This window comes from Paractinoplanes brasiliensis (assembly GCF_004362215.1).
In the GTDB taxonomy this organism is placed as follows: domain Bacteria; phylum Actinomycetota; class Actinomycetes; order Mycobacteriales; family Micromonosporaceae; genus Actinoplanes; species Actinoplanes brasiliensis.
Window position 1 is genome coordinate 1,288,963 of the sequence record NZ_SNWR01000002.1, and the last position, 26,983, is coordinate 1,315,945.

Here is a 26,983-nt window from a genome sequence, read left to right on the forward strand (position 1 = left end):
GGACGGTAGGTGGTGTTTGTCAAGGTTCTGTAAGGGCCGTGTACGCCCGCGGTCTGGCTCAGACGGCGCGGACCACTGCCTCGTCGAAGAGCATGGTCACGTGGTTGGCCGGGATGCGTTCGGCGGTCAGGCGGGGCAGCTGGGCGCGGCCGAGCGCCAGTGCGCGGTCGCTGATGAAGGGGCGGGCCGAGTCGTCGCCGTCATGCTCGGCCAGGATCACGTGTACGGGGATGTCGAGCGAGGCGAGCCGCGGCAACGTCGGGCGGCCGGCCAGGGTGTCCACGGCGTCGTCGACGAGGCGGGGCAGGTCGACGCGGGGGTGGCCGGCGTCGTCGAGCAGGTGGGCCGCCCACTGTTCGAGGCGGGGGCGCAGGTCGGGGCGCCGGGCGATCGGGCGGCCCTCGACCTGGTCGACGAAGGTGGCGGCGTCGGGGAAGGTGCGGCCCAGCGGGCGTGTCCACAGGGTCCACAGAGCACGGACGGCCAGGCGGCGGCTGCGCCACGAGGGCTCGGGCAGCACGCCGCCGTCGAGCAGCACCAGACGGCGTACGCGGTCGGCGAGTTTTGCCGCGACCAGGGGCGCGAGGTAGCCGCCCATCGAGTGGCCGAGCAGGACGACGTCGTCGAGGCCGCACTCGTCGGCGACGCGGACGACCTCGGCGGCGTGACCGGCCAGGCCGGGGGCGGCCTTCGTGGTGAGCGAGCCGCCGCGGCCGGGCAGGTCGGGCGCGATCACGCGGGTGCCCGGCGACGCCTCGGCGAAGGCCCGCCAGACCTCGGAGCTGTTGGTCAGCCCGTGCAGGGCGAGCACCACGGGCCCGGTCGCTTCCGGGTTCCACTCGGCGCAAGTCAGCCCGGCGATGTCACGGCGTTCAGGCGGGGTCACGCGGCGACACTACTGCGCGCCCGCACGTCCGGAACTCCGGGAGCCGTCTTTCCGGACGCCGACCGTCCGGATCAGGCCCTATGGTCGGGCCATGACCGACATTCCCTGGGAACCGCCCATCGCCGGCACCGAGCGTGAGCACCTGCTGGGCGCGCTGGACAGGCTACGCACGACGTTTCGGTACAAGGCCGACGGCCTCGACGCGTACGGGCTGAACGCGCGTCTCGGCGTCTCCAAGCTGACCCTCGGTGGCCTGCTGAAACACCTGGCCCTGGCCGAGGACTACACGTTCGGCGTGAAGTTCGCGGGTGAGCAGGTGGCGTCGTTCACCGTCGAGCCCTGGCTGTCGCGGCCCGCCGGCGCGGAAGACGACTGGGAGTTCGACAGCGCCGCCCACGACAAACCGTCCGACCTGTACGAGTGGTACGACGACGCCGTGGTGCGGGCACGGGCTCGTCTCGACGCGGCGGGCAGCCTCGACCAGGTGTCGGCCACGGCCTGGCCCGACGGCGGCCGTCCCACGCTGCGCCGGTTCGTCTGCGACATGCTCGAGGAGTACGGCCGCCACACCGGGCACGCCGACCTGCTCCGCGAGGCGGTCGACGGGCGGGTCGGCGAGGACCCGCCCGCGGACTGGCGGCCCGTTTCGGGGCGTTTCGTCCTGCCACCCACCCGCCGCCGGTGAGCCGGACAGTGACCGCCCCGCCGTCTATTCACCCACGGTGAGCCGGACGGTGACGGTGTCACCGACGTCGAGGTCCTCCCCGCGGCGTACGGCCGTCTTGATCGGCACGATGTAGCGCCCGTCCTTGGGCCAGAGCGAGGTGGCCCAGGCCGTCCGCCCGATCCGCGCACCGACCGGGATCATCCCCCACCCGTAGCTGACCAGCGACGACGCGGCCTCGAGCTCCTCGCACTGCGCCTCCGGCACGGTCACGAAGTGCCAGGGCGCGGGGCCGCGCCAGAACCAGATCTCCCCCGAGAACTCCAACTCCATGGGCCACACCCTAGAACCTGCCCGAAAGGGCACAGAACATTGACTGCAGTGAATGGAGCGGGTTTGTTGACAATATGACGCAGCGGCCGGCAGCCCCGATGCCCGTGACGGTTCGACGGCTCGCGATGGTGGTGGTTCTGGCCTCGGCGGCACTGCTGCAGACGCCGGCCGCCGCCCAGGCCGCCACGATCTGCAATCGCCACTGCGACGGCCGGGACGCCGCGCTGGCCCCCGCCGACCGGGTCCCGGTCACCGTCACCCTCTACGGGCGGAGCTTCAAGCTGCACGTCAACGACACCGACGCCATGGCCTGGGGCTCGGTCGAGAACGGGCAGCCGGGCGACGAGGTGTGGCTGGACCGCTCGTTCGACGGCGGGCAAAGCTGGGCCGACAGCCGGATCGGCGGAACCACCGTTCCCGGCGGGGCGAACGGATGGCGTACCGGGCAGTTCAACGTGGACGACTGGGGCTCGAACGGCGTCGGGGTGCTGCGGGCCTGCGGCAAGGCCGGCGACCGGCCCGAGATCGTGTGCACGGCGTGGGCACGCAGCAATTGGAACGCCTGGGACCGGCGTACGGCGGCCGCCACCGCCCTGATGATGCGGTTCGACCGCGGAACCGGGCTCTTCGACACCAACGGCTGGTGGACCGGCGCGAACGCGCTCACCGCGATCATCGACAACGTCCGGCGCAGCGGCATGCGCAGCTATCAGTACGCGATCGCGGCCACGTACGACAAGAATGTGAACTCGCGGCTGGGCCAGTTCCGCAACGAGTTCCTCGACGACACCGGCTGGTGGGGTCTGGCCTGGGTTTCCGCGTACGACGTGACGGGCGACAGCCGTTACCTGAACACCGCCCGCGCCGACGCCGACTGGATGTTCAGCCACTGGGACACACGCTGCGGCGGCGGGGTCTACTGGAAGACCGATCGCGCCACCAAGAACGCCATCCCGAACAGCCTCTACATCCAGCTCAACGCCGCCCTGAGCCTGCGCGTCCCGGGCGACACCGTGTACCGGCAGCGCGCGCAGGCCGGCTGGAACTGGTTCAGGTCGACCGGCATGCTCAACGGTGAGGACCTGGTCAACGACGGCCTGAACATGTCGACCTGCCGCAACAACGGCGACGTCACCTGGACGTACAACCAGGGGGTTCTCATCAATGCCCTGGTGCAGCTGAACCGGCTGACCGGGGACGCGGACGCGCTGGCCACCGCGCGGCGGATCGGCAACGCGCTCACGACCAGCGGTTATCTGTCGCCGGGCGGAATCATGCGCGAACCCAACGAACCCGACCAGTGCTCCGGCGACGGGGTTTCGTTCAAGGGCGCCGCCGTACGGGGTCTCGGTGTGCTCAACGCCGCGACGGGCGGCGCGTACGACTCCTACCTGCGCCGCAACGCCGACACCGCCTACGCCGCCGGCCGCAACAGCTTCGACGCGTACGGGTCGCACTGGGCCGGCCCGTGGCGCAGCACCAACCACAGCTGCCAGCACAGCGCCCTGGACCTGCTCAACGCCGCGCCGTGAGCCCGTACGGCGTATGACACTTCCGATATGCCCGCCGGACACCCGCCCGCCCATAGACTCGCTGCTATGTCGTGGCATCGGCGCATCGCCCTCTTCGCAGCGCCGCTCGTCGCGCTCGCCGTCCTCACCGTGCCCGCCGGAGCAGCCGCCACGCTGACGGTCGCGCAGGCGATCAGCAGCCAGAGCGGCGCCGGAACGGTGACCGGATACGTCGTCGGGGAGCCGACCGCGACCACCACCGTACGGACCAGCGGCTTCACCGGCGACACGGCGCTGGCCCTGGCCGACAGCCGGGGCGAGACCTCGACCGCGCGGATGCTCTACGTCCAGATCACCAGCGCCTACCGGTCGTCGTTCGGCCTGCTCAGCAACCCCGGACGGCTCGGCGCCACGATCACGGTGACCGGCACGCTGACCGCGTACTTCTCGCACCCCGGCCTGAAGTCGCCGACGGCCATGACGGGGGCCGCGACCACCACGCCGACGCCGGATTCGTACTACGCGGCCGCGGCCGGCAAGACCGGCGAGAACCTGAAGACCGCGCTGCACGGGATCATCTCGAGCGGCGTGACCAAACTGTCGTACGACGGGGTCTGGAACGCCCTGAAGGTCACCGACCAGGACCCGGCCAACTCGGCCAACGTCAAGCTGTTCTACTCCGGGCTGAGCCGGTCGAAGTCGCTCAACGGCGGCGACTCGGGCGACTGGAACCGCGAGCACGTCTGGGCGCAGTCCCACGGCGACTTCGGCACCTCCGCCGGGCCGGGCACCGACCTGCATCACCTGCGACCCGAGGACGTGGGGGTCAACAGCGCCCGCGGCAACAAGGACTTCGACAACGGCGGCACGGCGGTCTCCGGCGCCCCCGGCAACTACAGCGACAGCAACTCGTGGGAGCCCCGGGCCGCCGTCAAGGGCGACGTGGCCCGCATGATCTTCTACATGGCGGTGCGGTACGAGGGCGGCGACTCCTACCCCGACCTCGAGGTCGACGACGCCACCAGCAGCGGCACGGCCCCGCGCATGGGCCGCGTCTCGGCGCTGCTGGCCTGGCACGCCGCCGACCCGCCGGACGCCGCCGAGCGCGCCCGCAACCAGACCATTTACGCCACCTACCAGCACAACCGCAACCCGTTCATCGACCACCCGGAGTGGGCCGCGTCGATCTTCGACTAGACCCGGAAGCGGCCGGCCGCCGCGCGGGCGTCCGGCCGCCGCGACGCCGGAGGACGCCAGGAGTGGTTGTCTCCGCGTCTCCGGACACCGTTCGAACGTCGCTGTGGACACCGCTTGATCGTCGGCGGATTTCGTGTCGCGAGTTCGGCACCACGGTGCCGCGAGGTTGTCGGAACTTACGGTTACCCGAGGCGCCTCAGCGCTCGTTCGACAGCGACCTCGACTCGGGAAGTCATGCCGGGCACATCAACGGGACGGCGCCCTGCGACCTGACCACGGATCCACTTCGGCTGGCTGTCGTCATGGTGCAGGAGGGCGTACAGGTCCCACCACGGATCGAGAGTCGCTCCGGCGATCGACTCGTAGAACGACCGGAGCTGCTCAGCCCACCCGGGTGAGCAGAGCGCCGCCAGGTATCGCCGGCAGTGCCCGACGTCGATCGCACGCGACCCTCGATGGACGGAGTTCCAGTCGGTCGGCCCGGTAATCCTTCCGCGCGACCAGAGTTCGCGTTCCACGTCGTTCGATCGTCAGCCGATTCACGGCGGAGCAGACGCCAGCGGTCAACCGGCGATAGCCGGCGATGCGGCTACCTCGGCCCATCGACGCCGCAACCCAGGCGAGAGTTTCCGCGGAGGGCCGACGCTGCCGGAACCCGCTGTCTCTCCAGTCGCCGTCGGTCATGAGCGCGAGCCTATGTGTCAGGAGCCCGCAGCCGGACAGTTGTCATTTCCGTCGCTGTTCGTGCCGATTCGTCGTCATCATCCGCATCGGCCGCCCGGCGCCGCTTCTGAGCGGGTCAGGTATCGGACCGGGCTGCCGATCAGGGGAGGCAGAAGGCGAGAGCGCGGAGTGAGCTTGTGACGAGGACGGCCGGGGGCCGGGCAGCGGAGCTGTCCGGGTTCGAGGTGCAGGCCGAGCTGGGGCGCGGCGCCTTCACGACGGTGCACCGGGTGCGGCGTGACGGCCACCTGTACGCCCTCAAGCGCCACGCCTCCAGCCGGGACGGCGACACCGAATTGCTCGCGGCGTTCCAGCGGGAGGCCGCCCTGCTCGCCTGTGTCGACAATCCCGGTGTGGCCCGCATCTTCGCCGCCGGACGGTTCGAGGGCAATCCCGCGCTGGTCCTGGAGCATCTGCCCGGCGGCTCCCTGGCCGACCTGCTCGGCGCCGGCCCGCTCGAGCCGGTGCGGGTCGTCGAGCTGGCCGCTCAGCTGGCCCGGGGACTGGCCGCCGCGCACCGGGTGGGGCTGGTGCACCGCGACGTGAAACCGGGCAACATCATGGTCTCGCCGGGCCACCCGGCCAAACTGATCGACTTCGGCCTGGCCCAGCTCGGCCAGGGCGACGGGACCGCCGAGGACCACGCCGTCGGCACGTTCCTGTACACCTCGCCCGAGCAGTCGGGCATGCTCAAGCGGCCGGTGGACGGGCGTTCCGACCTGTACTCGCTGGGCGTGGTGCTGTTCGAGTGCCTGACCGGGCGGCTGCCGTTCGAGTCCTCCGACGTCGGCGAGCTGCTGCGCCGGCACGCTGTGGCGCCCGTTCCCGACCTGAACGAGCTGTGCCCGGGGGTGCACCCGGCCCTGGTGGCGGTGGTCGAACGGCTGCTGGCCAAGGACCCCGACGACCGCTACCCCGACCCGGCGGCGCTGCTGTCCGACCTGCGCGCCTGCCCCGGTGGCGAGGCGGCCGAGGAGCCCGCGGCCGTACGGTGGCCCCTGGCCGGACGCGACGCCGAGCGGGAGCAATTGGTCCGGCGCCGGCGGCAGGCCCTTGAGGGGCACGGCGGTGTCGTGCGGATCCGCGGCGCGGCCGGTTCGGGTCGCACCCGCCTGGCCGAGGAGGCTGTGGAACCGGCGGCCGGGTACCCGGTGCTGACCACCACGGTCGAACTGGACACCCCGCTGCCGCTGGCCGCCCTCCGCGCCGCGATCGACGGCTACCTGCAGACCCTGCGGTGGCGGCCCGAGCCGCAACGCGAGGCCGCCGAGCAGCACCTGCGAGAGGCCGCCACGGCCGCCGGCCCCGCCCTGGTGGCCCGCCTCTCCCCCCGCCTTGCCGAGATCATCGGCGCCACCCCCGACGAGGGCCGCGACGAGCTCGTGCTGCCCGCCGCTGCCGCCTTCCTGGGCGACCTGGCCCGGCGCTCGGGCGGGCTGCTGCTGGTGATCGACGACGCGCACCGGCTCGGCCCGGCCACCCGCGAGGTGCTGACCCGGCTGGCCCCCGACCTGCCCGATCTGCCGCTGCTGGTGGTGCTGACCGAGCTGACCGGCGAGGCGGGCCCGGACCTGCCCGCCGACACCGTGCTGGAGTGCGAGCCGCTCGTCCCGGCCGCGGTCGAGGAGCTGATCGCGACCCGGTTGCCCGGCGCGCGGGTGACCGCCGAGCTGGCCCGGCACGTCGCCGACCGCACCGGCGGTAACCCGCTCGCCGTGGTGGCGTACCTGTGGCGGCTCATCGACTCGGGTTTGCTCAGCCCGCTCTGGGGCGAGTGGTGGTTCGACGGGGCAGGCGCCCACGCGCTGCCCGCCGCCGAGGACGTACGCGCCCTACTTGCTGCCCGCCTCGAGGACCTGCCCGCTGCGGTGCACGAGGTGCTGACGACGGCCGCGGTGGCCGGCGCCCGGTTCCGCAACGAGACGCTGGTCGCGGCCGGCCTCCCGGAGGACCAGGTGGTGGCCGCGGTGGCGGTGGCGCTGGACCGGCGGGTGCTGGAGAACCGCGCCGACGGCTCGTACGGGTTCATCCACCACCTGCTGCGCGTCGAGTTGATGGCCGGCGTCTCCGAGGAGCGGCGCCGCCGCCTGCACGCCATCGTCGCCGACGCGCTGGAGAGAAGCCCCGGGGCGCTGCGCGACGCCGAGCGCGTGTACGAGATCGCCCGCCACCACCAGAGGGCCGGGGACGCGGTGCCGGCCGGCAAGCGCCGCCGCAGCGCGTTCGCCGCCGGGCTCGCCGCCCTCGACGACCAGGCCCCGCACGAGGCCCTCGACTACCTGCGTGACGCCGTCGACGGGGACCCCGCGCCGCCCACCGCGGTGCTGCACCCGCTGGCGGTCGCCTACCTGCGGGCGGGGCGCATCGACGAGGCCCTGGCGACCATCCGGCGCGCGCTCGCCGGCGAGCCGGACCGCCGCACCCGCGCACGGCTGCTGACGACCGAGATCGAGGCGCACCACACCGTCTGGCAGGACCAGTACGCCCTGGACGCCGCCTCGCGCGCGCTCGGCGAGCTGGGCCGGCCCCTGCCCGCCCGGGGACTGCCCCTCATCCTGTCGACCATCGGCATCGCCCTGGCCGGGGCGGCGGTGCGGCGTACGGGCAAAGGGTCGGGAACCGTGAGCGGAAAACGCCGCGAGGATCTCGCCGCCCTCGCCGCCGCCCTGGACGCCGGGGGTTACGCCGCCGCGATCGGTCTGCGGCTGCGGGAGGCGCTCCTGCTGGCCATGCGCGCGATGTACGCGGTGAACCGGCTCGGCCCGTGCCCCGAGTACGTGCGGGTCTACGCGCTGGCGGGCTACGTGACCACTGTCGTCAGACTGCGGGGCATCGGCGCCCGTTGCCTGGACCGGGCGGCCCGGGTCGCCGCCGGGCTGGGCGATCCGGGGCTCGGCGCGTACGTGGAATGGCTGCGCGGCTGCGCGATGCTGTTCAGCGGGCAGGACGACGGCACCGCCTGGGTCGAGACGATGAGCCGCAACCTGCGCTGGTACCGCCCTGCCCAGCTGCTCGTCGGCCACTCCACCATCGGGCTGCGCCGGGTGCTGCGCGGATACGTCCAGGACGCGCGGGCCGAGTACGAGCGCGGGCTGTCCGTGCTGGCCAACCCGGCCGACGCGCTGGGAAGCTCGTTCAGCATGCTCGGCGTCATGGTGCCGGCGATCCAGGGCCGGCCCGGCGAGGCGGCCAAGGTGCTGGCCGACGCGCGCGCGGCCTACCCGGCCGGGACCGCCACGGTGGCCCAGCGGATCAACATCGTGGTGTCGGCGGCCTGCGCGGCGGTCGAGGAGGGCGAGTTCGGCGAGCGGTTCGACGCGATCGTCGAGGAGTTCCGCTCGCTGGGGCTGCGCACCCGCGACCTGATGCAGCAGCACAAGTGGTTCTACGCGTTCCAGTCGCACGGCCGGATGGCCCAGTTGCGCCTGGCCTCCGACGAGCAGCGGCCGGCCGCGCTGGCCCGGGCCAAGGCGGCCGTGGCCGACCTGCGCAAGGTGCGCCGCAGCTCCCCGCTGATCGACTGCGCGTATCTGATCGGCGAGGCCGCCCTCGCGCAGCTGCAGGGCGACGCGGGCAAGGCGATCGAGTGGACCGACAAGGCGGAGAAGGTCGCCCGCCGGTTCGACGCGCCGATCGTGCAGTTCGAGGTGGCGCGGTTCCGTGCCCGCGCGTTCCGGCAGCTCGGGCTGGGCGCCGAGGCCGACCGCAACGCCCGGTGGGCGCTGTTGCTGGCCACCGAGTACGGCTGGGAGCTGCGCCGGCGGCAGGTGCGGGCCGAGTTCGGCGCCGACGACGGCGGTGCGACCGGGCGGCGTACGGTGGCGGGCCGGCGTCCCGAGGCCGGCCGGAACCGGCGGCTGGAGGCGTTGCAGGAGGTCGGCGCGGCCGCGGCCACCGTGCTCGACCCGCGGCAGATGGCCCGGGTGACGCTGGACGAGATTTTGCGGATCCTCGGCGCCGAGCGGGCCCTGTTCTTCCTGCTCGACGACGCGGGCGAACCGGTGCGTTACGCCGGGAGGGGCGCCGACGGCGCCGACCTCACCGAGACCACCGCGTACGGGACCACGCTGGTGCGCCGGGTCGCCGACGAGGGCGAGGCGCTGGTGCTGACCGGCACCGAGCAGGGCGCGGCGCTCGGCTCGCAGAGCGCGGTGGTGCACGGGCTGCGCAGCATCCTGGTCGCGCCGGTGCGGTTCAAGGGCACCACGCTGGGGGTGCTCTACCTGGACAGCCGGATGGCCCGGGGCATCTTCACCGAGGACGACATCGAGGTGCTGACCGCGATGAGCAGCCACCTCGCCACCTCGCTGGAGACCGCCCGCGCGGCCCAGCTCGAGCTGGCCGTGCAGACCGCCCGGCAGCAGCAGGCGTTCGCCGAGGTGCTGCGGGCCAGCCTGGCCGAGCTGAGCGGCATCCACGACCCGGCCCAGCTGCTGCGGCAGCTCTTCGCCACGCTCAGCCTGCAGCTCGGCGCCACGGCCGGCTGCCTGCTGGGCGCGGGCGACGCCGGGATCGTCGACGTGTCCGGCGACGCGCCCGCCGACCTGATCGGCACGCGTCCCGAGGTGACGGCGCCGGGGTCGGCCCCGGTGCTGGTCGACGACCCGGGCCTGCTCGGCACGGCCGTCGTGCTGGCCGTCCCGCTGCAGCACCGCGACGGCCGGGCCGGGGTGGCGCTGCTGGGCGGCGAAGCCTTCGACGACACCGCTCGCAAGGTGGCGGCGGCGCTGGCGTTCCAGGGCATGGCCGCCTACGACAACGCGCGCCTGTTCAGCCGGGTCCAGGAGCTCGCCACCACCGACGAGCTGACCGGCCAGCACAACCGGCGCCACTTCTACGCCATCGCGGGAGCGCTGGTCGAGGCGGCTTCACGCGGCGGGCGGTCACTGGCGGCGGTCATGCTCGACATCGACAAGTTCAAGAGCATCAACGACACGTACGGGCATGGGGTGGGCGACGAGGTGATCCGCGAGGTCGCCGCGCGGGTGAGGGCGAGCATCCGGCAGTCCGACGTGCTCGGCCGGTACGGCGGCGAGGAGTTCGCGGTGGTGCTGCCCGACCACGCTACCGACGACGTGTCGCCACTCGATCTGGCCGAGCGCATGCGGGCCGCGGTCGCCGGCACCCCGGTGCCGACCAGGGCCGGGCCTGTCCCGGTGACCATCAGCGTCGGCGTGGCGCCGCTGGCCGACGGTGACGGGCTCGACCAGGTGCTGGCCCACGCCGACCATGCCCTCTATCGGGCCAAGCAGTCCGGCCGCAACCGCGTTGTGCTCGGCGCCGGCGGCTGACAGCCTGGTCGCCATGACCAGCTACCCGGCAATCCTGCAGCCCGTGCTCGACACCGTCGACGTCCGCGGCCTGGCCGAGTTCTACCGTGAGCTGTTCGGCCTGACCTACCGTCCCGGCGACGAACTGGACAAGGCCCAGGGCTGGCTCGTGCTGCTGCGCCCCGACGGCAGCCGGGCGCTGGCCTTCCAGCAGGTGCCGTCGTTGCCCGAGGTCACCTGGCCCGAGGGCCCTGTCCCCCAGCAGATCCACCTGGACAGCACCGTGCCGTCGGTCGCGGAGCTCGACGTCCAGCACGACCGGGCGCTCGCGCTGGGCGCCGAACTGCTGCACGACCGCAGCGACGACCCGGAGGAGCCGTTGCGCGTCTACGCCGACCCGGCCGGCCATCCGTTCTGCATCTTCGTGGCCTGAGCCGGACGCCACGGGGCCAGACAGTGCTCGATGATGGCCAGCGGGCAGCTGCCGGCATCCGTCCCGGTCCCGAGCACGACATGCACCTGCTGACCGACGGCCACCGAGAGCAGCACGTCGGCCAGCTCGGCCACCGGCGCCTCGGGGCAGAGCTCACCGTCCTCGACGGCCTCGCCGAGGCGGCGGCGCATCGGATCACCCCAGCGGGTGATCGCGTCGGCGGCCACCGACCGGGGGCGGCGGCTGACCGCCAACCGGCCCCAGAAGCCGACCATCACCTGCGCCTCGTCGCGGGTCTCGGCGCTGACCGGCAGGATCTCGCGCAGCGTCACGTCGACGGCGGCCAGGCCGCGCCGGCCGCCGGCCGCGCCCTCGATGCGCGCGTCGACCTGCTCCAGGATGCGCTGATAGGCGGCCGAGACCACCGAGTCCAGACTGTCGAAGTAGTGCCAGAGAGCCCCGGCGCCCACCCCGAGCTCGGCAGCGATGGCCCGGCTGCCGGCACCCGCGAGCCCCTCACGGGCCACGACGGTCAGGAACGCGCCGACGATCTCGGCCCGCCGCCGCTCGTGGTCAACAATCTTCGGCAACCGTTCCCTCGTCTCTTCCGGTGCAGGTGGCGGTCGCATACCCCGACCCCTGTCCGTTACACCTCGGTAACCGAACTCGGCCGAACGGGCGATGCCTACTGACCGGATAGGAGCACTTCGTCGAGGCGTACGGGACCTCGGCCCGGCACGGCGTGGCCCGCGACCTGCGTGACCAGGTCGCGGAGTTCACCGAACGCTACGTCATGCGCGGCCGCTGCCCCGCCGACGACCAGCTGGACGCACGCGTCAGGCCCGTTCCCCGGTGATGTACTCGGCGAGGCTCGTGCGTTCGTGCTCGAGCTCGTCGATGCGGAACTTCACCACGTCACCGATGCTGACCACGCCCTGAAGCCGGCCGTCCTCAACCACCGGCACGTGCCGGAACCGCCACTCGGTCATCAACCGCTCGACATCCACCAGCGCCGCGTCGCGCGACACCGACCGCACCTGCGTGGTCGCGATCGCCGTCACCGGCTCGCTCAGCACCGCGGCCCCACGCGCGGCCAGCGCCCGGACGATGTCGCGCTCACTCACAATGCCCTCGACCCGCCCGCCGTCGCTCGACACGATCACCGCACCGATCTTGTGCTCGGCAAGCACGCCCAGGAGCTCCGTCACATCGGCCCCGGGGGCCACCGTCACCACCCGCTCGCCCTTGACCCGCAGAATGTCGCTGATCCGCATGTCGCCTCTCCCGTCCCAGAGATCCGCCGTAGCAAACCCCCACGGGACCTCGCAGCGCCGCGGGGCATACGCCTAGATGCCGTCATCGGGCGACCGATGTCAAGAGCCGGGCCGCCACCCACCCCCGGCCAGGCCTCACCGCGCTGATGATCCACCCATCGGCTCGCCGGTGCTCACCGCCGGGATCGCGCGCCCGTCAGCCCGCCGGGTGGAGCACGTAGTCGCCGCTTTTCAGCATCTCACTCACCCCCCGCGGTCGTGGCGCGCTCTTAGGACTTTCGCGAGCAGGCAGTGCGGCAACCTCAACTCCCCTCGGCCGGGAGAAGGCGAAAGGCATCAGCGCCGAGCTGCCTCGATCAGCGCCTCGGCCCGGCTGATCGCGTCCGGGCTGCGCAGGGAGTTGAGCAGCGCGCGCAGATCGAGGCCCGGGATCCGGGCGACCACGGTGGCCAACTCGGTGAAGCGCTTGGGCATGGTGGAACGCAGGCCGTGACGGCGGGGCTCGGCATGCGCCTGGATCAGGGCGCGCGACGCCTGGCTCTCGTTGCCGGTCAGTTCGTAGAGGATCACCGCGGCCAGGCGGTGGGCCACGCGTTCGGCCGGGTCGAGACCGGCGAGGCGCAGGTGGTTGGCGTAGTTGACGTGCAGATTGGCCGCGGCGGTGGCGTCGCGGGCCGCGTACGCCTCGCGCAACGCCGCGCGATCCAGCGGCAGGCCACCGGTCACATCACCCTGGCGGTTTCGCGAGCAGGGCGCGGGCCGCCGCCACATGTCGCAGCTGGGCCTCGTCGCCGGCGCCGCGGAAAACCACCTCGCACGACGCCAGCAGCCGGGAGCACTCGTCGAAGCGGCCCAGCTCCATCAGGGCCGCGTTGTCGCTGAACGCGTAGTGCATGAGCTCGTGCCGGGACGCACCCCGGGCGAGCAGCAACTGGCGGATGCGCTCGTTGAGGACCAGGGACAACTCCCACTGCCGGGTGGCCTTGGCCGAACCGACCCCGTCGTGCAGCACCGAGACGCGTTCCCGGTCGCCGGCGGCGGCCGCGACCGCCTCCTCCAGGCCGGAGAGAACTTCGGCGTGGCGGCCCAGCGCGTACAGGGCGCTCAGGCGCAGTGCCTTGCCCCGGCCGCTCGGCATCCGCTCGGCCAGGGCCAGCGCGGCCGCCGGCTGGTGCCGTTCCAGGAACTGGTGGTGGATCTCGGCCAGCATGTCGTCGCCGGCCTCGTCCAGGTCTTCGATCACCTCAAGGGCCTCGCCGGGACCGCCCACACCGGTCACGAAGTACGACGCGTACCGGGAACTGTCGCCGGAACGCATCGCGCACTCGCGCATCAGTTCGAGGATCTCGCCGTCGAGGCCCAGCGCGGACGCGATCGGCTTGGCCTCGGTGAGAATGGCCCAGGCGTCGTCGAACTCGCCGCGCTCGATCGCGTAGACGGCGGCGCCCGCACCGGCCCGCGCGGTGGTGGAGTCGGGGGCGTGCCGGCCGGCCTCGAACACCTGCATCCAGGCCACCGTGAGCAGTTCGTTGATCATGTTGCGGCGTTCGGCGGGCACGGCGTCGCGCACCATCGGGCGCAGCGCCGGATCGGGGAACGTGTACTGCCCGTCGACGACGGCGATCAAGCCGCCCGAGGTGAGCGCCGCCAGCGTCGCGTCGAGGCCGGGCGGGGGCTGACCGGGGAACGTCTGCTGCCACGCCACCGGCCAGACCCCCGTGACGACGTACGGGAAAGTGTCGGCGGGGTGCAGCAGCGCGAGCAGGTCGAGGAGCAGGTGCGCGGCCGGGGTCAGGGTGTCGAGGCGCCGGCCGATCCCGGCCCGGTCGGCGTCGACCTTCGCCAGCGCCTCGTCGATCGCGGCCACGTCCTCGGTGCGGCCTGTCGCTGCCAGTTCGTCCCGCGCCGAACGCAGCAGCAGCTCCCCCTCGCGTACGGCTCCGCTCTCGATCTGCAGGATCCCGAGCAGCGACTCGGCGCGCGCCCGCGCACTCCGGTCGTCGGACTCCCCGAACGCGGACAGCGCCAGCACGAGCATCCGGGCCGCCTCGATCGGCTGGTTGCGCTCGATCAGCAGCCGGGCCCGCAGGTAACGGCACATCGCCTGCCCGTAGGCCGAGCCCAGGTCGGCGTATTCGAGCTCGGCGCGGGTGAGGTGTTCCTCGGCGGCCGGGAAGTCGCGCCGGTGCAGCGCCGCCGTGCCCCGGCCGCGGTGCGCGTTCGCCACCCCGAGCGCGTCGTCGAGGCGCCGGTAGTCCTGTTCGACCTGGTGGAACCGCTCGTCCGCGTCCGGTTCGGCCACGGCCAGCTCGGCCAGCCGGTAACGGCAGTTCGCCACGCCCAGCTGGTCGTCGAGCGCCACGTTGAGCCGTTCGGCGGTCATCAGGTGACGGCGGGCGGCGTCGTGGTCTTGTCGTTGCAGCGCGACCTCGCCGAGGGCCTGGTGGGCGTCGGCCTGCCCACCGCGGCGCCCCTCTTCCACGTACGTCTTCAGGGCCCGCTCAAGCAGCTCACGTGCCCTGTCCCGGTCGCCGGTGCGGATCGTCAGCGTGCCCAGCGACAGCAGCGCGTTCGCCTCCCCGACCTTCACCCCCGATTTCCCGTACGCCTCGATCGCGCGCTCGAAGTGCTGCTGCGCCGCGCTCAGGTCGCCGGCCCGGACGCTCAGATCGCCGAGCAGGTCGTGCGCCTCGCCCGCCTCGCCGCCGAGCCCGAGGTCCTCGGCCAGTTGCAGCGCTATGCGTGCCTCGTCGAGCCCGTCCGCGATGCCGTTGCGCCGCAGCGCGAGCCGGGCGCGTTCCCGGGCCACCGCGGCGTGCGCCTCCCGGTTGCGATAGCGGCCCGCGAGCCGGTCGGCCTCGTCCAGGTGCGCGACGGCCTCGTCGAAGCGGTGGGTGGCCCGCCCCACGACCGAGGCGGCCAGTTCGCCCTCGATCACCGCGACGGCGTGGCCGGCCAGCAGCACCGGTCGCTGTTCGGGCACCAGCACCAGATCGAGGGCCGTACGGGCGGCGGCGAAGTCGGCCGAGGTGATGGCCTCTTCGACCTGCCGTCGCCAGGCCTGCACCGCCGCCGGGTCGGCCAGGGCGAGCGCGTGGTAGCGGTGTTCCGCATCGGGCCCGACGGCGGCGAAGTGGTCGCGGGCCCGTTCGTGCAAGCGCCGGAGCAGGCCGGGGTCGTTGCGGCGCAGACTCTCCAGCAGTGCCGTACGCACGAGCGGGTGCAGGGTGCGCGCCGGCTCGCCGTCCGGCCCGATCTCGGTGCGGACGAACGAGTACCGGTCGAGCGTGTCCTCCTCGACCCCGCCGTCGTCGAGCAGGGCGCGCAGGGTGGCGCGGCCGAGCACACGCGGAACGGCGGCGGCTGTCACCACCGCGTGGCGGGCCGGCGGCAGCCGATCGAGGAAGACCTCGGGCAGCCAGCGGTGCACAGGGTGGGCGGCGGCGCGGCGGGCCACCTCGGACGCGGTGAGACCCGTTCCGGAGCCGCGGGCCTCGGCTACGGCGGCCGCGGCGAGGTCGACCCAGCCGGGGAGCCCGCCGCACGTCCGGTGCAGCGCCGCGGCCAGCTCCCGGTCCTCGACACCGCGGGATTCGAGCATCTCGGCGGTGTGCTCGGCCGCCCACTCTGCCAACGGCACGTGCACAGCGCCGAGGCCGGGCGGGGGTGGTTCACGGCCGGCCAGCACGACCCGCAGCCCGGCGTCGAGCAGCCGGGGCACCAGGCTGGTCAGGAACCAGGACGTCTGCCGGGTGCCGCCGGGCTCCTCCTGCGGGCCGGCGATCTCGTCGAGGTAGGGCAGCCGCTCGACCGAGTCGAACAGCAGCACGCGGCCGTCCAGGTCGTGGCCGCGCAGGTCGTCCGCGAGCGCCCGGGCCAGCAGCTGCCGGTGCTGCGCCCGCAGACCCGCAGCCCGTACGGCCGCGGGGTCGGTGACGACGTTGATGGACACGTCCCGGATCGTCGAGCCCCCGGTCGCGGTGACCTTGACGTCGGGAACCTGGCGGTAGGCGTCGGCCAGCGCCGTGGCGGCCTTGTCGCGGGCGAGCCGGTAGCGGCGGGTGCGGCCGCCCGTCCAGGACACGCAGGCCTCGGCCACCGCGTCGGTGACGGCGAAGGCGAGGTCGGTGTGGCCGCCGGGGGCGGTCTCGGCCAGCGACTCGAGGTCGATCACGCGGGCGCGCCGGGGGCCGCGGCGCCGGACCAGCTCGGCCAGCAGGGTCGACTTGCCCAGCCCGGACATGCCGGAGAAGAAGAGCAGCCGGTCGGGCGCGCTCACGAAGCGGTCGAACGCGTCCAGCGCGTCCTGCCGGTCGACGAAGCGGTTGACTGTCCACATCGGCGCCTCCCGGCGCGATCGTATCGCCGTGCGGCTACTTCCGGGCGGCTGCGCGGGCGCGGTGCCGGCGTACGGCGTCGCGGTTGCCGCACACCGGGGAGCAGTACGTCTGCTTTCCCGTACGGCTGAAGTCCGCGTACGGCTTGCCGCAGCCCTCGGCGGCGCAGCGCCCGAGCCGGTGCATGCCGCGGCCCGCCAGGTGCAGGGCCGTGCCGACGCTGATCAGCGTGCGGAGCACCGAGGTGAGCGGCTGCCCGGGATCGCGGTAGTGGATGTGCCATCCGTCGTCGGCGTGGTTGGTCAGCCGGGGGTAGGCCGAGGCGTGCCGCAGCAGCTCGTTGAGGCGCCGGGCCCGTTCGTCGTGGTCGGTGGCGTCGATCACTGTCAGCCACTCCGCGAGGAACTGGGCGGTGGCCAGGCGGTCATAATTCGTCACCGGCAGCTCGATGACCAGGTCATAGGCGAGGCAGCGGGCCACCATCGCGTCGTCGGTGCCGGGCGGATCGGTGACCAGCGACAGGCCCAGCCGCACGGCATCCTCGCCGTAAGGGTTGAGATGCATAAAGCCATTACAGCAGGATGGGTGGCGACCGTGAAGGGGTTGTCGCCGTGGAATGGCTGTACGGGTTGGAATGGCAGACCGTCGCGCTGCTGCTGGTGGTCGCGTGCGCGGCCGGGTGGGTCGACGCGGTCGTCGGCGGGGGCGGGCTGGTGCTGGTGCCGGCCCTGATGCTCGGGCTGCCGGGCATGTCGCCGGTCACGGCGCTGGGCACGAACAAGGTGGCCAGCATCTGCGGCACCACGTCCGCCGCGATCACGTACGCCCGCCGTACGAAGATCGATTGGCGCATGGCGGGACCGGCAGCCGCACTCGCCGTGGTCTTCTCGGGAACGGGCGCGCTGGCCGCCTCACACATCCCGGTCGAGTATTTCCGCCCCGCCGTGATGGTGTTGTTGCTGCTGGTGCTGGCGTTCGTGGTGGCCCGGCCGTCGTTCGGGGTCCTCGTCACCGAACCCGAGCAGACGCTGCGCCGCCGGATAACGGCCGTGCTGCTGGCGGGAACGGCCATCGCGTTCTACGACGGCGTATTCGGCCCCGGCACGGGCACTTTTCTGATCATCGCATTCACCGCGCTGCTCGGAATGGACTTCGTCGCCAGTTCGGCCACCGCCAAGATCCTGAACGCCGGGACGAACCTGGGCGCGCTGATCGTTTTCACGGCCGGCGGGCACGTGCTGTGGAAGCTCGGCCTGGCCATGGCCGTCTGCAACATCGTCGGGGCCAGGTTCGGCGCGCGTACGGCCCTGAAGCGCGGCGCCGGTTTCGTCCGCGTCGTCCTGGTGCTTGTCGTTGTGGCAATGGTGGCCCGCCTGGGCGCCCAGTACCTCTGATCCCCCGCTGCCTTCCACGGGCGAGCGGCCCGGGACTTGCGCCGGAAACAATGGGCGAGCGATAGTAGCAACAGGCCGCAAACAATGAGCGGATCGCCGTTCGCCAGCAATTTCCCGACACTGCGAACAGGCATTCTTACCCGTTCGAAAGCGTAATTCTTCCTGCGCCGATCGCCCATTCCCCTGCGATGGTTCTCCGGTGCCCGACGCATCGGGTGCGAACTTTCGAGGGGGGAACGAGCAACATGAGCAACAACGAGGCGCGCCGGCGCCGGATTCTCCGATTCGCCACGCTGGCCGCGGCCGGCACGGCGCCCGCTCTGATCCTGGCCGCCCCGGCGTACGCCGCCACGGGCGTGACCAAGGCCGGCGGCACCATCACCGTCAACGCCCAGGCCAACCGGGCCAACAACATCACCGTCACCCGGGCCGGGAACTTCTTCTTCGTGCAGGACGCGGGTGACCCTCCGGTCGCCGGGCCCGGCTGCGCGCAGGTCAACGTCAACGTGGTGCGCTGCTCGGCCACCAACGTCAACCTCATCCGGGTCAACGCCCGCGACCGCAACGACCGGGTCAGCAACACCACGACGACCAACTCGGTGCTCAACGGCGGGGACGGAGCGGACACGCTGCTCGGCGGCTCGCGCAACGACATCCTCAACGGCGACAGCGGCAACGACCGGCAGTCCGGCGGCGCCGGCAACGACATCCTCAACGGCGGCAACGGGGCCGACACCCAGCTGGGCGGCGCCGGCAACGACACCCTCAACGGCGGGGCCGGCAACGACCGGCAGTTCGGCGGGACGGGCAACGACCGGCTGAACGGCGGGCTCGGCAACGACACGCAGAACGGTGATGCCGGCAACGACACCCTGCGTGGCGACAACGGCAACGACACCCAGAACGGGGGCGCCGGAATCGACGCCGTCCTGGGCGACGACGGCAACGACACGCAGAACGGCGGGGCGGGCAACGACACCCTCGTCGGCGGCGCCGGCAACGACAACCAGAACGGCGCGGCGGGCAACGACCGGGTCGCCGGGGCGGCCGGCTTCGACCTGTCCCGCGGCGGCGCGGGCAACGACACGGTGACCGGCGACGCGGGCAACGACCGGATCTTCGGCGACGCGGGCAACGACGTGCTGCGCGGCGGCCTGGGCGTCGACGCCGTCGTCGGCGGGGCGGGCAGCGACCTGCTGTTCGGCGACGCCGGCAACGACAACCTGAACAGCCGCGACGGCGTGCGGGGCAACGACCGCAACTTCGGCGGCGTCGGCATCGACCGGTGCGTGGCCGACCTGCTCGACTTCAAGAACAGCTGCGAGCTGTAAACCCTCCGTTCCCGGGCGGGGCGCCGCAACGGCGCTCCGCCCGGTCACTTCGCGCGAGCCCTCAAGCGGTCCAGGTCGATGACGGACACCGAGCGGCGGCTCGTCTCGATGATCCCCTGCCGGCGCAGCGTCCCCAGCGCCTTGGTGACCGATTCGCGCGACGAGCCGGTCCACGCGGCGAGCTCGTCCTGGGTGAGCGGCAGGGTGATGCGTACGGCATCGGCCTGGGAGTCGCCGAACCGCTCGGCCAGCTCGGCCAGCCGCAGAGCGACCCGCCCCAGGGCGTCGTACGCGCCGAACTCGACCCGCTTGCGGTCGGCGTCGCGCAGCCGGGACACGATCATCCGGACGATCCGCACCGCCGCGTCGGGGTGGGCGCCGAGGAAGTCGAGGAAGGCGGCCACCGTCACCACGTACGCCTCCAGGGGCTCCAGCGCCGACACCGAGGCCGAGCGGGGAGCGCCGTCGAGCGCGGACATCTCCCCCAGCAGCGCGCCCGGCCCGCGGATGGCCAGCAGCACCTCACCGCCCTGCGCGGTCAGCGAGAACACCTTGGCCCGGCCGCTGATCACCAGCACGACGGTGGTGGACCGGTCGCCCTCACTGAACAGGGTCGCCCCGGCCGGCCAGCGGCGCCGCTGCCCGATGCGGAACAGGTCGTCACGGTCGGCCGGCGCCAGCTCGGCCACGAACTCCCCGGGGTCGACGTCAGTGTTCATGTCCACCTCCCGACAGGTCGTGCAGCACGTACGCCCCGACCGGCTGGACGCGTCCTTTCACCATCAGCTCACCCAGCGGCGTGACCAGCGCGCAGCCGCCGATCAGGTCGCGGGTCGACGCCCCGATCACCACCTGCCCCGGTTCGGCGCACGACTCGAGGCGGGCGGCCACGTTCACGGCGTCGCCCATCGCGTTGAAGTTGCGCAACGCCTCGCCCCCGATATTGCCGACCAGCGCCTCCCCCGTGTTGATGCCGACCCGGAACCGGGGCCACTCCGGCCGGTCGGCCGCGATCCGGTTCACGTCGTGCTGCATCCGCAGAGCCGCCCGCGCCGCCCGTACGGCGTGGTCGGGCTGCCGGGCGGGCGCGTTGAACAGCGCCATCAGCGCGTCCCCGACGAACTGCACGACGGTGCCGTTCTCGCCGAGCACGGCCCGGGTGGCGACGTCGAAGTAGCGGTTCAGCATCTCGACGATCTCGCCCGGCGACGAGAACTCGGAGAACGTGGAGAACCCGCGCAGATCGGCGAAGAGCGAGGTCACCTCGAGCACGGCGCCCCCGAGCGCGGCCTGCCGCGGGTCGGCGACCAGGGCGGTGGCGACGTCGGGCGACATGTACTGGCGGAACAGCCCGTCCAGCGTCCGGTACAGCCGCGCGTTCTCGAGGGCGATCGCGATCTGCGCGGCCAGCGAGGCCAGGAGGGCGGCGTCACGTTCGGGCACCGGGCCGCCCCGGTCGGCCACCAGCACCCCGGCCGCGTGTCCTTTGACGAGGAACGGCAGGTGGAGTGCGCCCGCCGGGCCGGTTTCGACCGCCCGGGTGGTCATCGCCCGCTGCGCGACCCGGAACGTCTCGGCGGTCACGGGGGACCCGGCCGGGAAGACCAGCCGGTTGTCGTCGACCAGACCCACCCGTACGGAGTAATGCTGGAAAACCGACTCGACGCGCTGCACGGCCGACCGCACCAGCTCGTCGTCGGCCACCACCACCCGCGCGTCCTGCCCGACCGCGACCAGCGCCCCCAGCTTGCGGATCTGGTCCCGTTCGGCGGCCAGCGCACCGGCCGCCCGGCCCAGCACCGCCGCCTGGCCGTCGGTGAGCTCGAACCGCCGGGCCACCCGCTCGGTGGTCGCGGCCAGCTGTTCCTCGCCGATCGTCCCCTGCTCACTGCTCCGCAGGGCACCCACAAGACCTTCGAGAGCTTCCCCGTACGAGGCCCGCAACCGCTGGACGGTGTCGTCGGTGCCGACCGCCGCGAACAGGCCCGCCGCCGCGCCCTCGTTGCGGTACTGCACCCAGGCGCTGTACGCGACGTAGCCGAACCCGGCCGCCATCAGCGCGTGCCAGAGCCACCAGGAGACGTGCCAGCTCGTGCCGAGCGCCATCGCCACGGCAGCCTCGGCGAGCAGAACGTACGCGGTGACGACGGACAGCAGCATGACCGCCCGGCGCCGCCGATAGAGCAGGTAGTACCGCAGGGCGGCGTACCCGAAAAGGATGACGCCGACCGCCGAGAGCAGAATCGCCGGCGCGGACTCATCGGCGGCGGGGACCCGGTTGAGCGGCGGGTTGCCGGTCAGCGACACAACCGCCCAGGCCACGGCCAGCCCGAGCAACACACCCCGCACCACCCCGGACCGGCGCAGCAGCCACGCCCGGGCCCGCGGCGTCAACTCGGCAGCGCTGAGCCCCGCGAACACAGCCGCCAACGTGAGCCCGACCGGCGACGCGTACGCGAACCCGGCGTTGCGCGCGTCCAGCACCACCTGCGGCGTGGCCACCGCGTGCAGTCCCAGGAAAGCGGCCGCCACCAGGCAGGACAATGCCACCAGCAACAGCCGCGTGTCCGCCCGCCGGACCGCCGCCTGATTGATCACGACCGCCAGCGCCAGGCTGATCACCGCCACCGCCAGGACCAGCCAGAAGTGCGCCGCCTGATGCTCCCAGTGCCCGTCGAGCTCGGGCCTCGCCACCAGCAGCCACAGCCCAGCCAGGGGCGCCGCGAGATGAACCACCCACACGGCCACCCGCGCGCTGCTGCCCCGCCCGGCCAACGGCTCCATCGGCTCGCCTCCCGTGGAGCTTCACCCTAGTCCCGCCCACCCACCCCGACGCTGTCGGAAAAGAGCAGCTCCGCGGTCAGTCCCGGCCCGCCACCGCCCGGACTGATCGGTACCGCACAGCCGCCGGGGAAGATCCCGACGAAGTCAGCGCGGCGCCGGCCGCAGCACATCGACGCGGATCAATTCGGCAGCCACCTACGTGCACACCACCACTGAAACGCGAGGGCTGACGCCGACGCGCACTCCCAGGCCGTCTACACGGGCCAAACCGAACTGCCCACCAGCCGCCAGCAGCACTTCCCACCACCGCAGACCACCGTCACCCCCCACAGGCTGGCCAGGCCCCCCATCCGCCAGGCGAAAGCCACCTCCGGCAGACCGCAGACCACCCACCACCTACCCGCAGGCCGCCCACCACCTACCCGCAGGCCGCAGGCCGCTCACGACCCACCACCAGCAGGCCACCCCCACCCACCGGCAGGCCGCAGGCCGCCCACCACCTACCGGCAGGCCGCAGGCCGCCCACCACCCAGCGCGACCCCCCACCCAACCGCAACAGACCGCACCGTGGGGTCTGGGGCTCGGGCCCCAGGCAGAAATGCGAGGAGGCCCGGTCCACGCTTTCCGTGGACACGGGCCTCCCGCCTACGAGCGGACGACGGGATTCGAACCCGCGACCCTCACCTTGGCAAGGTGATGCGCTACCAGCTGCGCTACGTCCGCGTTGGGGTGAACGATACCGGATCGCCGGGCGCCGGCGCGCACCGGGCTGCCGGCGGTGTGTCGGGCGCCGGGCTGCGGGACCGCCCGCAGCACCTCCCCTGAGCAGACCCGCCCGCAGCACCTCCCCGGAGCGGACCCGGCCGCAGCACCTGGGACGGGACGGGCGTCCGGCGCGACCCAGCGACAGCGAGTCGGCCGCAGGGCTCGTCCCCGGCACGTGTCAGCCGGGAGGCCGCCGACGGTGTGCCGGGCAATGGGCACGCGTTTCGGACGGTGTGCCGGGGCATTGGGGGTGCGTTCTTGTCCGCTGCCGGGGTGGCTGGGCGCGGGTAGCATTCGAGCAATGCAACCGGACGCCACGATTCAGCACGAACCGGCCGATGCGGACGGCCTTGTCGTCGCCTCGATCAGCGGGGAGCTCGATCTCGACCGGGCCGATGCTGTCCGTGATCGGCTGGCTGCGATCTCGACCGATCCGGCTTGCCGTTATCTGCGGGTTGATGTGGCGGGGCTCGACTTCATCGACTCGTACGGGTTGGGCGCCCTGGTCAGCGCCCGCAACAGCGCGGCGGCCTCGGGGGTCACGTTGACTTTGGCGCAGCCGTCGCCGCCGGTGCGTAAGGCTATTGAGGTCACAGGGCTGGGGCACGTCTTCGGGCTCTGACCTGTCCACGTCGTCGCCTCGGCCGACCTCGGCGACGACGGTGAGGCCGGTTTCCGGGATGGTCATGGGTGTTGGCGGACGGGGAAACCCCGGGACCGGAGCACCCGTGGCATGAGGCCGGGGAGTTTGAGGACCGAGCTGTGCGGTCGCTGGAGTATGCGGCGGTGGCGACGTCGCGGAACATGACCGGGGAACCCTGACGGTCGGGGAAGCCGCGAATCCGAGCGCCCGGAATCTGCGACCCCGGAGGTCGGAGAGTTCGAGGATCGAAGCGCGCGTCCCTGTTGCGCCGCCCCCGGGAACACCCACGCCATCACCACCCTGGCGCGCGCGGCAGCGGCGCCGAAACCGGAGGAACGCGGGGTCCGGGAACCGCGCGCCGGGGAACGCGATACCGGCGAAGTTCCGAACCGGAACCCCGGGACCGGTGGGCCGGGGGCCCTCGGGGGTTTGTCCCGCGGTGACAGGGCGTACGGAATCTTCGGAAAGCTCAACCACCCTCTTGCGCGACCGATCGCAGGGCCGACGTCAGGGGGTCTTTTTGCACGCAACCGTCGCGCACCGGATCGGGCACTCGACGCGCACCTGACGGCCTGGAATCTCTTTCCCATGCCCGGCTGACAACGGCCGGACAACCGGGGGAGATCAGATGCTTCGTAAGTCCGTGTACTCGCTGGCCGCGCTCGTCGCCGGGGTCGGCGCCGCGTTCGGTGCCGGCCCGGCCACGGCGCAGGCCGCCACCAACGCGACGAGCGCCACCAAGCCGGCCGCTCAGCAGTGTGTGACGGACGCGAAGCTGGTTCCGAGCTGCGGCGTGCTGTGGGGCGCGGCGGCGGGTGGCTTCACCGGCAAGCCGCGCGACCTGGAGCACAGGAACTGGGAGAGGCTCAGCGGCCGCACCGCCACCATCTTCCACACGTATCACAAGGGTGACGAGAAGTTCCCGACCGCCGCCGAGATCGCCATGGTGCGGGACCCGGCCAAGCCGCGGGTGCTGCTGCTGAACTGGCGGGTCGAGTACGGCTCGACCTGGGCGAACGTCGCCTCGGGCAAGCTGGACAAGCGGATCGACGCGTTCGCCGCGCGGGTCAAGGCGACCATGCCGGAGAAGTTCTTCCTGGTGCTCAACCACGAGCCCGAGGACGACGTGCGCCCGGCCGCCGGTTCGGGCATGACGGCCAAGGACTTCGCGGCCTCGTACCGGCACGTGATCAAGCGGCTGAAGTCCAAGGGCCTGACCAACATGATCAACGTGGTGGCGTACATGGGCAACGAGAAGTGGATGGCGCAGTCGTGGTGGAAGGACCTGTACCCGGGTGACGACCTGGTCGACTGGATCGGCTTGGACTCGTACGTGAGCTCGGAGAAGAACTACTACCACGCCGGGGTGTTCGCCGACCTGCTCGACCGCAAGGCCAAGGGCGGCGTGGGCTTCTACGACTGGGCCACCAGGAACCACCCGTCGAAGCCGCTGATGGTCGCCGAGTGGGGCGCCTACCACCGCATCGGCAAGGTCGTCGACAAGAGCAAGCAGTTCAACAGCGTGCTGCCGGAGCTGGCCAAGCGCCCCAAGGTCAAGGCGATCGTGTACTTCGACACGAAGAAGGACGCGTTCGGCGACCGGGACATCAGCATCGACAGCGCCCCGTCGAGCCTGGCGGCTTTCCGCACGCTGGCCGCCAGCCCGACGTTCAACGTGCAGCTCAAACTGAAGTGAGCACATGACGGCAGCCCCCAAACGTGGGGCTGCCGTCATGTCGTTTGCGGGAGTGAGTGCTCACTCCGTAGCGCAGCTGGGTCGTCGCCCGGGGCCGGCACTGGCTGCGCACCTGGCAAGACCTGACCGACGACCTCGATCACGTCACCTTCATGCGTCAGACCGCGTGCCGCATCTGGCACTACGCCGCCACCGGCACGCACTGCTCCAAGCAGGAGGCGGTCAGCTGGGCCCACACCCAGGACCCGTCGTTGGAGCGCGCCGATCTGGGCCGTGTCCTCGAGGTGGCGCTGCAGAAAACCTCAGATTTCCGTACGCCACCTCGCCTCCCTCAGAAGCACCAGCCCAGCACCCGAGGCTCCTCGCGGCCTGAGCGCGGCGTAAGGCCGTAGCGCGCCACCGGGACGTTCCCGGTGGCTGGGCTCAAACCCCCGGCTCCGGTCTCTGCGGGGCGCGGAGTTCCGCCGCCAAGCCGTGCACGGCCTCGAACGCGGCAGGACCGTCGGCGCAGTCCAGCTCCCTGTCGTAGAGCTCGTCGTCGACAGCCACACCCCCGTCAGCGGCGGCGGAACTCGTGGGCCAGAACGTATCCGGCGACGCCCGTGCCGATGCGCACGCCCTGCTCGTCGGAACTCCGGAAGTGCACGCCGCCCCAGATGCGGGCCTCCACCACCTCGTCGAGGGCGGCCGAGAAGCTCGGGAAGTGCCGGGTCGTGCCCGAGTCCGCGCTGTACGCGCTGAACGGGATGGTGTCGCGGCCGAAGAACGAGTGCATCGTGTACATGATCGCGGACGTGGAGCAGGTGTGACCGGACGTGTGCTCCGGGAACGGCGGCGTCACCAGCAGCGGCGTCCACGCCGGGTCGGACGTCTCCTGCACGGCGGTCACCGGGCGCCAGAAGTTCCAGTGCTTCTTCTCGTTGAAGCAGGCGATCAGCGCGTCGGCGTTGGCGATCTCGGCGATGGCGAAGAACCGGGCCGCGGCCGGCGTCGACAGGTGCTGCCGCTCGGCGACCTGCCGCTTGATCTCCCACTCGGTGAGCCGGCGGTCGTGCCACCAGATGGCGGCCGAGGTCTGGTCGGCTGTGCGGAGCGTGCTGGTCACGCCGCCGAGGTCTTTGATCTCTCGCAGGTCGCGGGCCCAGGCGGCGCTGGTCAGGGCGGGCGGCCCCGCCGTACGGAACAGGTCGGCGCGCGGGATCACGAACGGGCGCATGTCGCCGACCCAGGCGCCGTCGGAGCCCAACGTGGGCGGGGTGGGCCGCCACTGCCAGGGAACGGTCGACGGGTTCCACGACTTGTCGGCGAAAGCCCCGTCCCCGGCCCGCGCGGCGACCATGGCCGCGGCCGCGTCGGAGCCGACCCGGATGCCTCCGGTTTTCGAGCGGCCGTCACGGATCGGGGCGAGCGCGTCGGCGTACATCTGGTCGAGCGCGGCGCTCTGCGCGGGAAACAGCGAGAGCAGCACCCTGTATGCGGCGGCGGCCACGGCGGCGTCGAGCGAGTCGCCCCGGTGGGCTCGCGGGGCAGCCAGGTACGGCTCGTACGGCGTACCGGAGATGGCGTTGACCGCGTCGTAGATCGCGCCGTGCACCATCGCGAAGCTGCGCGGCGCCACGTACGGCGCCTGGCGGGCCACCTCGTAGATGGCCTGCTGGGCGTGGCTGTTCCAGAGCACGACGGGATTGGGGCGCGGGGGCCGCGGCTCGGGCCGGAGCGGCGATCCCGATCATCGAGAGGAC

Annotated in this window: 21 protein-coding genes and 1 tRNA gene; 10 read left to right on the plus strand and 12 right to left on the minus strand. The window is 72.4% G+C overall.

Annotated elements, in window-relative coordinates; genetic code table 11:
- Positions 1–58: 58 nt before the first annotated feature.
- Positions 59–886 carry an alpha/beta fold hydrolase gene (locus tag C8E87_RS37965; RefSeq protein ID WP_133878195.1) on the minus strand — a complete coding sequence of 276 codons (828 nt, stop codon included), beginning with the start codon at positions 884–886 and terminating at the stop codon, positions 59–61.
- Between the two features lie 91 nt (positions 887–977).
- Between C8E87_RS37965 and C8E87_RS37970 the strand changes: the two genes are divergently transcribed.
- Positions 978–1,571, plus strand: a complete 594-nt coding sequence (locus C8E87_RS37970; RefSeq protein ID WP_133878196.1) for a mycothiol transferase — start codon at positions 978–980, stop codon at positions 1,569–1,571.
- A gap of 24 nt (positions 1,572–1,595) precedes the next feature.
- Here the strand turns inward: C8E87_RS37970 and C8E87_RS37975 are convergent, their stop codons facing one another.
- On the minus strand, positions 1,596–1,883 hold the full coding sequence (locus C8E87_RS37975) for a DUF1905 domain-containing protein (protein ID WP_133878197.1): 288 nt from the start codon (positions 1,881–1,883) through the stop codon (positions 1,596–1,598).
- A 98-nt stretch (positions 1,884–1,981) separates the two neighbouring features.
- Here C8E87_RS37975 and C8E87_RS37980 point away from each other — a divergent pair, with 98 nt between their 5' ends.
- The 4 genes from C8E87_RS37980 to C8E87_RS37995 all read left to right on the plus strand — a co-directional run bounded on the left by C8E87_RS37980 (position 1,982) and on the right by C8E87_RS37995 (position 11,017).
- Positions 1,982–3,415, plus strand: a complete 1,434-nt coding sequence (locus tag C8E87_RS37980; RefSeq protein WP_203720589.1) for a glycoside hydrolase family 76 protein — start codon at positions 1,982–1,984, stop codon at positions 3,413–3,415.
- Positions 3,416–3,481: 66 nt separating this feature from the next.
- Entirely contained in the window at positions 3,482–4,591 is a 1,110-nt protein-coding gene (locus tag C8E87_RS37985) for an endonuclease (protein WP_133878199.1), read from the plus strand.
- An 860-nt stretch (positions 4,592–5,451) separates the two neighbouring features.
- Positions 5,452–10,605: a diguanylate cyclase gene (locus C8E87_RS37990; RefSeq protein ID WP_133878200.1), complete on the plus strand. Its 5,154-nt coding sequence runs from the start codon at positions 5,452–5,454 to the stop codon at positions 10,603–10,605.
- A 13-nt stretch (positions 10,606–10,618) separates the two neighbouring features.
- Positions 10,619–11,017, plus strand: coding sequence for a VOC family protein (locus tag C8E87_RS37995; protein ID WP_133878201.1), 399 nt, complete (start codon positions 10,619–10,621; stop codon positions 11,015–11,017).
- Here the strand turns inward: C8E87_RS37995 and C8E87_RS38000 are convergent.
- The 5 genes from C8E87_RS38000 to C8E87_RS38020 form a co-directional block, all read right to left on the minus strand.
- Positions 10,972–11,607, minus strand: coding sequence for a TetR/AcrR family transcriptional regulator (locus C8E87_RS38000; RefSeq protein ID WP_166661412.1), 636 nt, complete (start codon positions 11,605–11,607; stop codon positions 10,972–10,974). The genes C8E87_RS37995 and C8E87_RS38000 overlap by 46 nt on opposite strands.
- Before the next feature lie 246 nt (positions 11,608–11,853).
- Entirely contained in the window at positions 11,854–12,291 is a 438-nt protein-coding gene (locus tag C8E87_RS38005) for a CBS domain-containing protein (RefSeq protein WP_133878203.1), read from the minus strand.
- Between the two features lie 336 nt (positions 12,292–12,627).
- A complete protein-coding gene (locus C8E87_RS38010) occupies positions 12,628–13,017 on the minus strand; it encodes a hypothetical protein (RefSeq protein WP_133878204.1) in 390 nt (129 codons plus the stop codon).
- 1 nt (position 13,018) lies between these two features.
- Entirely contained in the window at positions 13,019–16,630 is a 3,612-nt protein-coding gene (locus C8E87_RS38015) for a tetratricopeptide repeat protein (protein WP_133878205.1), read from the minus strand.
- Positions 16,631–16,664: 34 nt separating this feature from the next.
- Complete coding sequence (locus C8E87_RS38020) at positions 16,665–17,192, minus strand: CGNR zinc finger domain-containing protein (protein WP_133878206.1); 528 nt, start codon at positions 17,190–17,192, stop codon at positions 16,665–16,667.
- Positions 17,193–17,239: 47 nt separating this feature from the next.
- On the opposite strand from C8E87_RS38020, the gene C8E87_RS38025 reads away from it, so the two are divergent.
- Positions 17,240–18,022: a TSUP family transporter gene (locus tag C8E87_RS38025; RefSeq protein ID WP_307870691.1), complete on the plus strand. Its 783-nt coding sequence runs from the start codon at positions 17,240–17,242 to the stop codon at positions 18,020–18,022.
- Positions 18,023–18,267: 245 nt separating this feature from the next.
- Complete coding sequence (locus C8E87_RS46545) at positions 18,268–19,353, plus strand: calcium-binding protein (RefSeq protein ID WP_166661413.1); 1,086 nt, start codon at positions 18,268–18,270, stop codon at positions 19,351–19,353.
- Positions 19,354–19,397: 44 nt separating this feature from the next.
- Here C8E87_RS46545 and C8E87_RS38035 read toward each other — a convergent pair whose 3' ends face one another.
- The 3 genes from C8E87_RS38035 to C8E87_RS38045 form a co-directional block, all read right to left on the minus strand.
- Positions 19,398–20,072 (minus strand): Crp/Fnr family transcriptional regulator, encoded by a 675-nt coding sequence (locus C8E87_RS38035; protein WP_133878209.1) that lies wholly within the window; start codon positions 20,070–20,072, stop codon positions 19,398–19,400.
- On the minus strand, positions 20,062–22,137 hold the full coding sequence (locus C8E87_RS46070; RefSeq protein WP_239080119.1) for an adenylate/guanylate cyclase domain-containing protein: 2,076 nt from the start codon (positions 22,135–22,137) through the stop codon (positions 20,062–20,064). The genes C8E87_RS38035 and C8E87_RS46070 overlap by 11 nt, the downstream gene beginning before the upstream one ends.
- A gap of 650 nt (positions 22,138–22,787) precedes the next feature.
- Positions 22,788–22,860 (minus strand) — tRNA-Gly (locus C8E87_RS38045).
- A gap of 343 nt (positions 22,861–23,203) precedes the next feature.
- Between C8E87_RS38045 and C8E87_RS38050 the strand changes: the two genes are divergently transcribed.
- The 3 genes from C8E87_RS38050 to C8E87_RS38060 all read left to right on the plus strand — a co-directional run bounded on the left by C8E87_RS38050 (position 23,204) and on the right by C8E87_RS38060 (position 25,633).
- Complete coding sequence (locus tag C8E87_RS38050; protein ID WP_133878210.1) at positions 23,204–23,524, plus strand: STAS domain-containing protein; 321 nt, start codon at positions 23,204–23,206, stop codon at positions 23,522–23,524.
- Positions 23,525–24,173: 649 nt separating this feature from the next.
- Complete coding sequence (locus C8E87_RS38055) at positions 24,174–25,241, plus strand: glycoside hydrolase family 26 protein (RefSeq protein WP_133878211.1); 1,068 nt, start codon at positions 24,174–24,176, stop codon at positions 25,239–25,241.
- A 152-nt stretch (positions 25,242–25,393) separates the two neighbouring features.
- Positions 25,394–25,633, plus strand: coding sequence for an aminoglycoside adenylyltransferase domain-containing protein (locus C8E87_RS38060; protein ID WP_133878212.1), 240 nt, complete (start codon positions 25,394–25,396; stop codon positions 25,631–25,633).
- 31 nt (positions 25,634–25,664) lie between these two features.
- Here C8E87_RS38060 and C8E87_RS46550 read toward each other — a convergent pair whose 3' ends face one another.
- Together C8E87_RS46550 and C8E87_RS38065 are read right to left on the minus strand one after the other, a co-directional pair.
- Positions 25,665–25,790 carry a hypothetical protein gene (locus tag C8E87_RS46550; RefSeq protein ID WP_275409051.1) on the minus strand — a complete coding sequence of 42 codons (126 nt, stop codon included), beginning with the start codon at positions 25,788–25,790 and terminating at the stop codon, positions 25,665–25,667.
- Between the two features lie 7 nt (positions 25,791–25,797).
- Complete coding sequence (locus C8E87_RS38065; protein ID WP_243755193.1) at positions 25,798–26,919, minus strand: vanadium-dependent haloperoxidase; 1,122 nt, start codon at positions 26,917–26,919, stop codon at positions 25,798–25,800.
- Positions 26,920–26,983 lie beyond the last annotated feature (64 nt).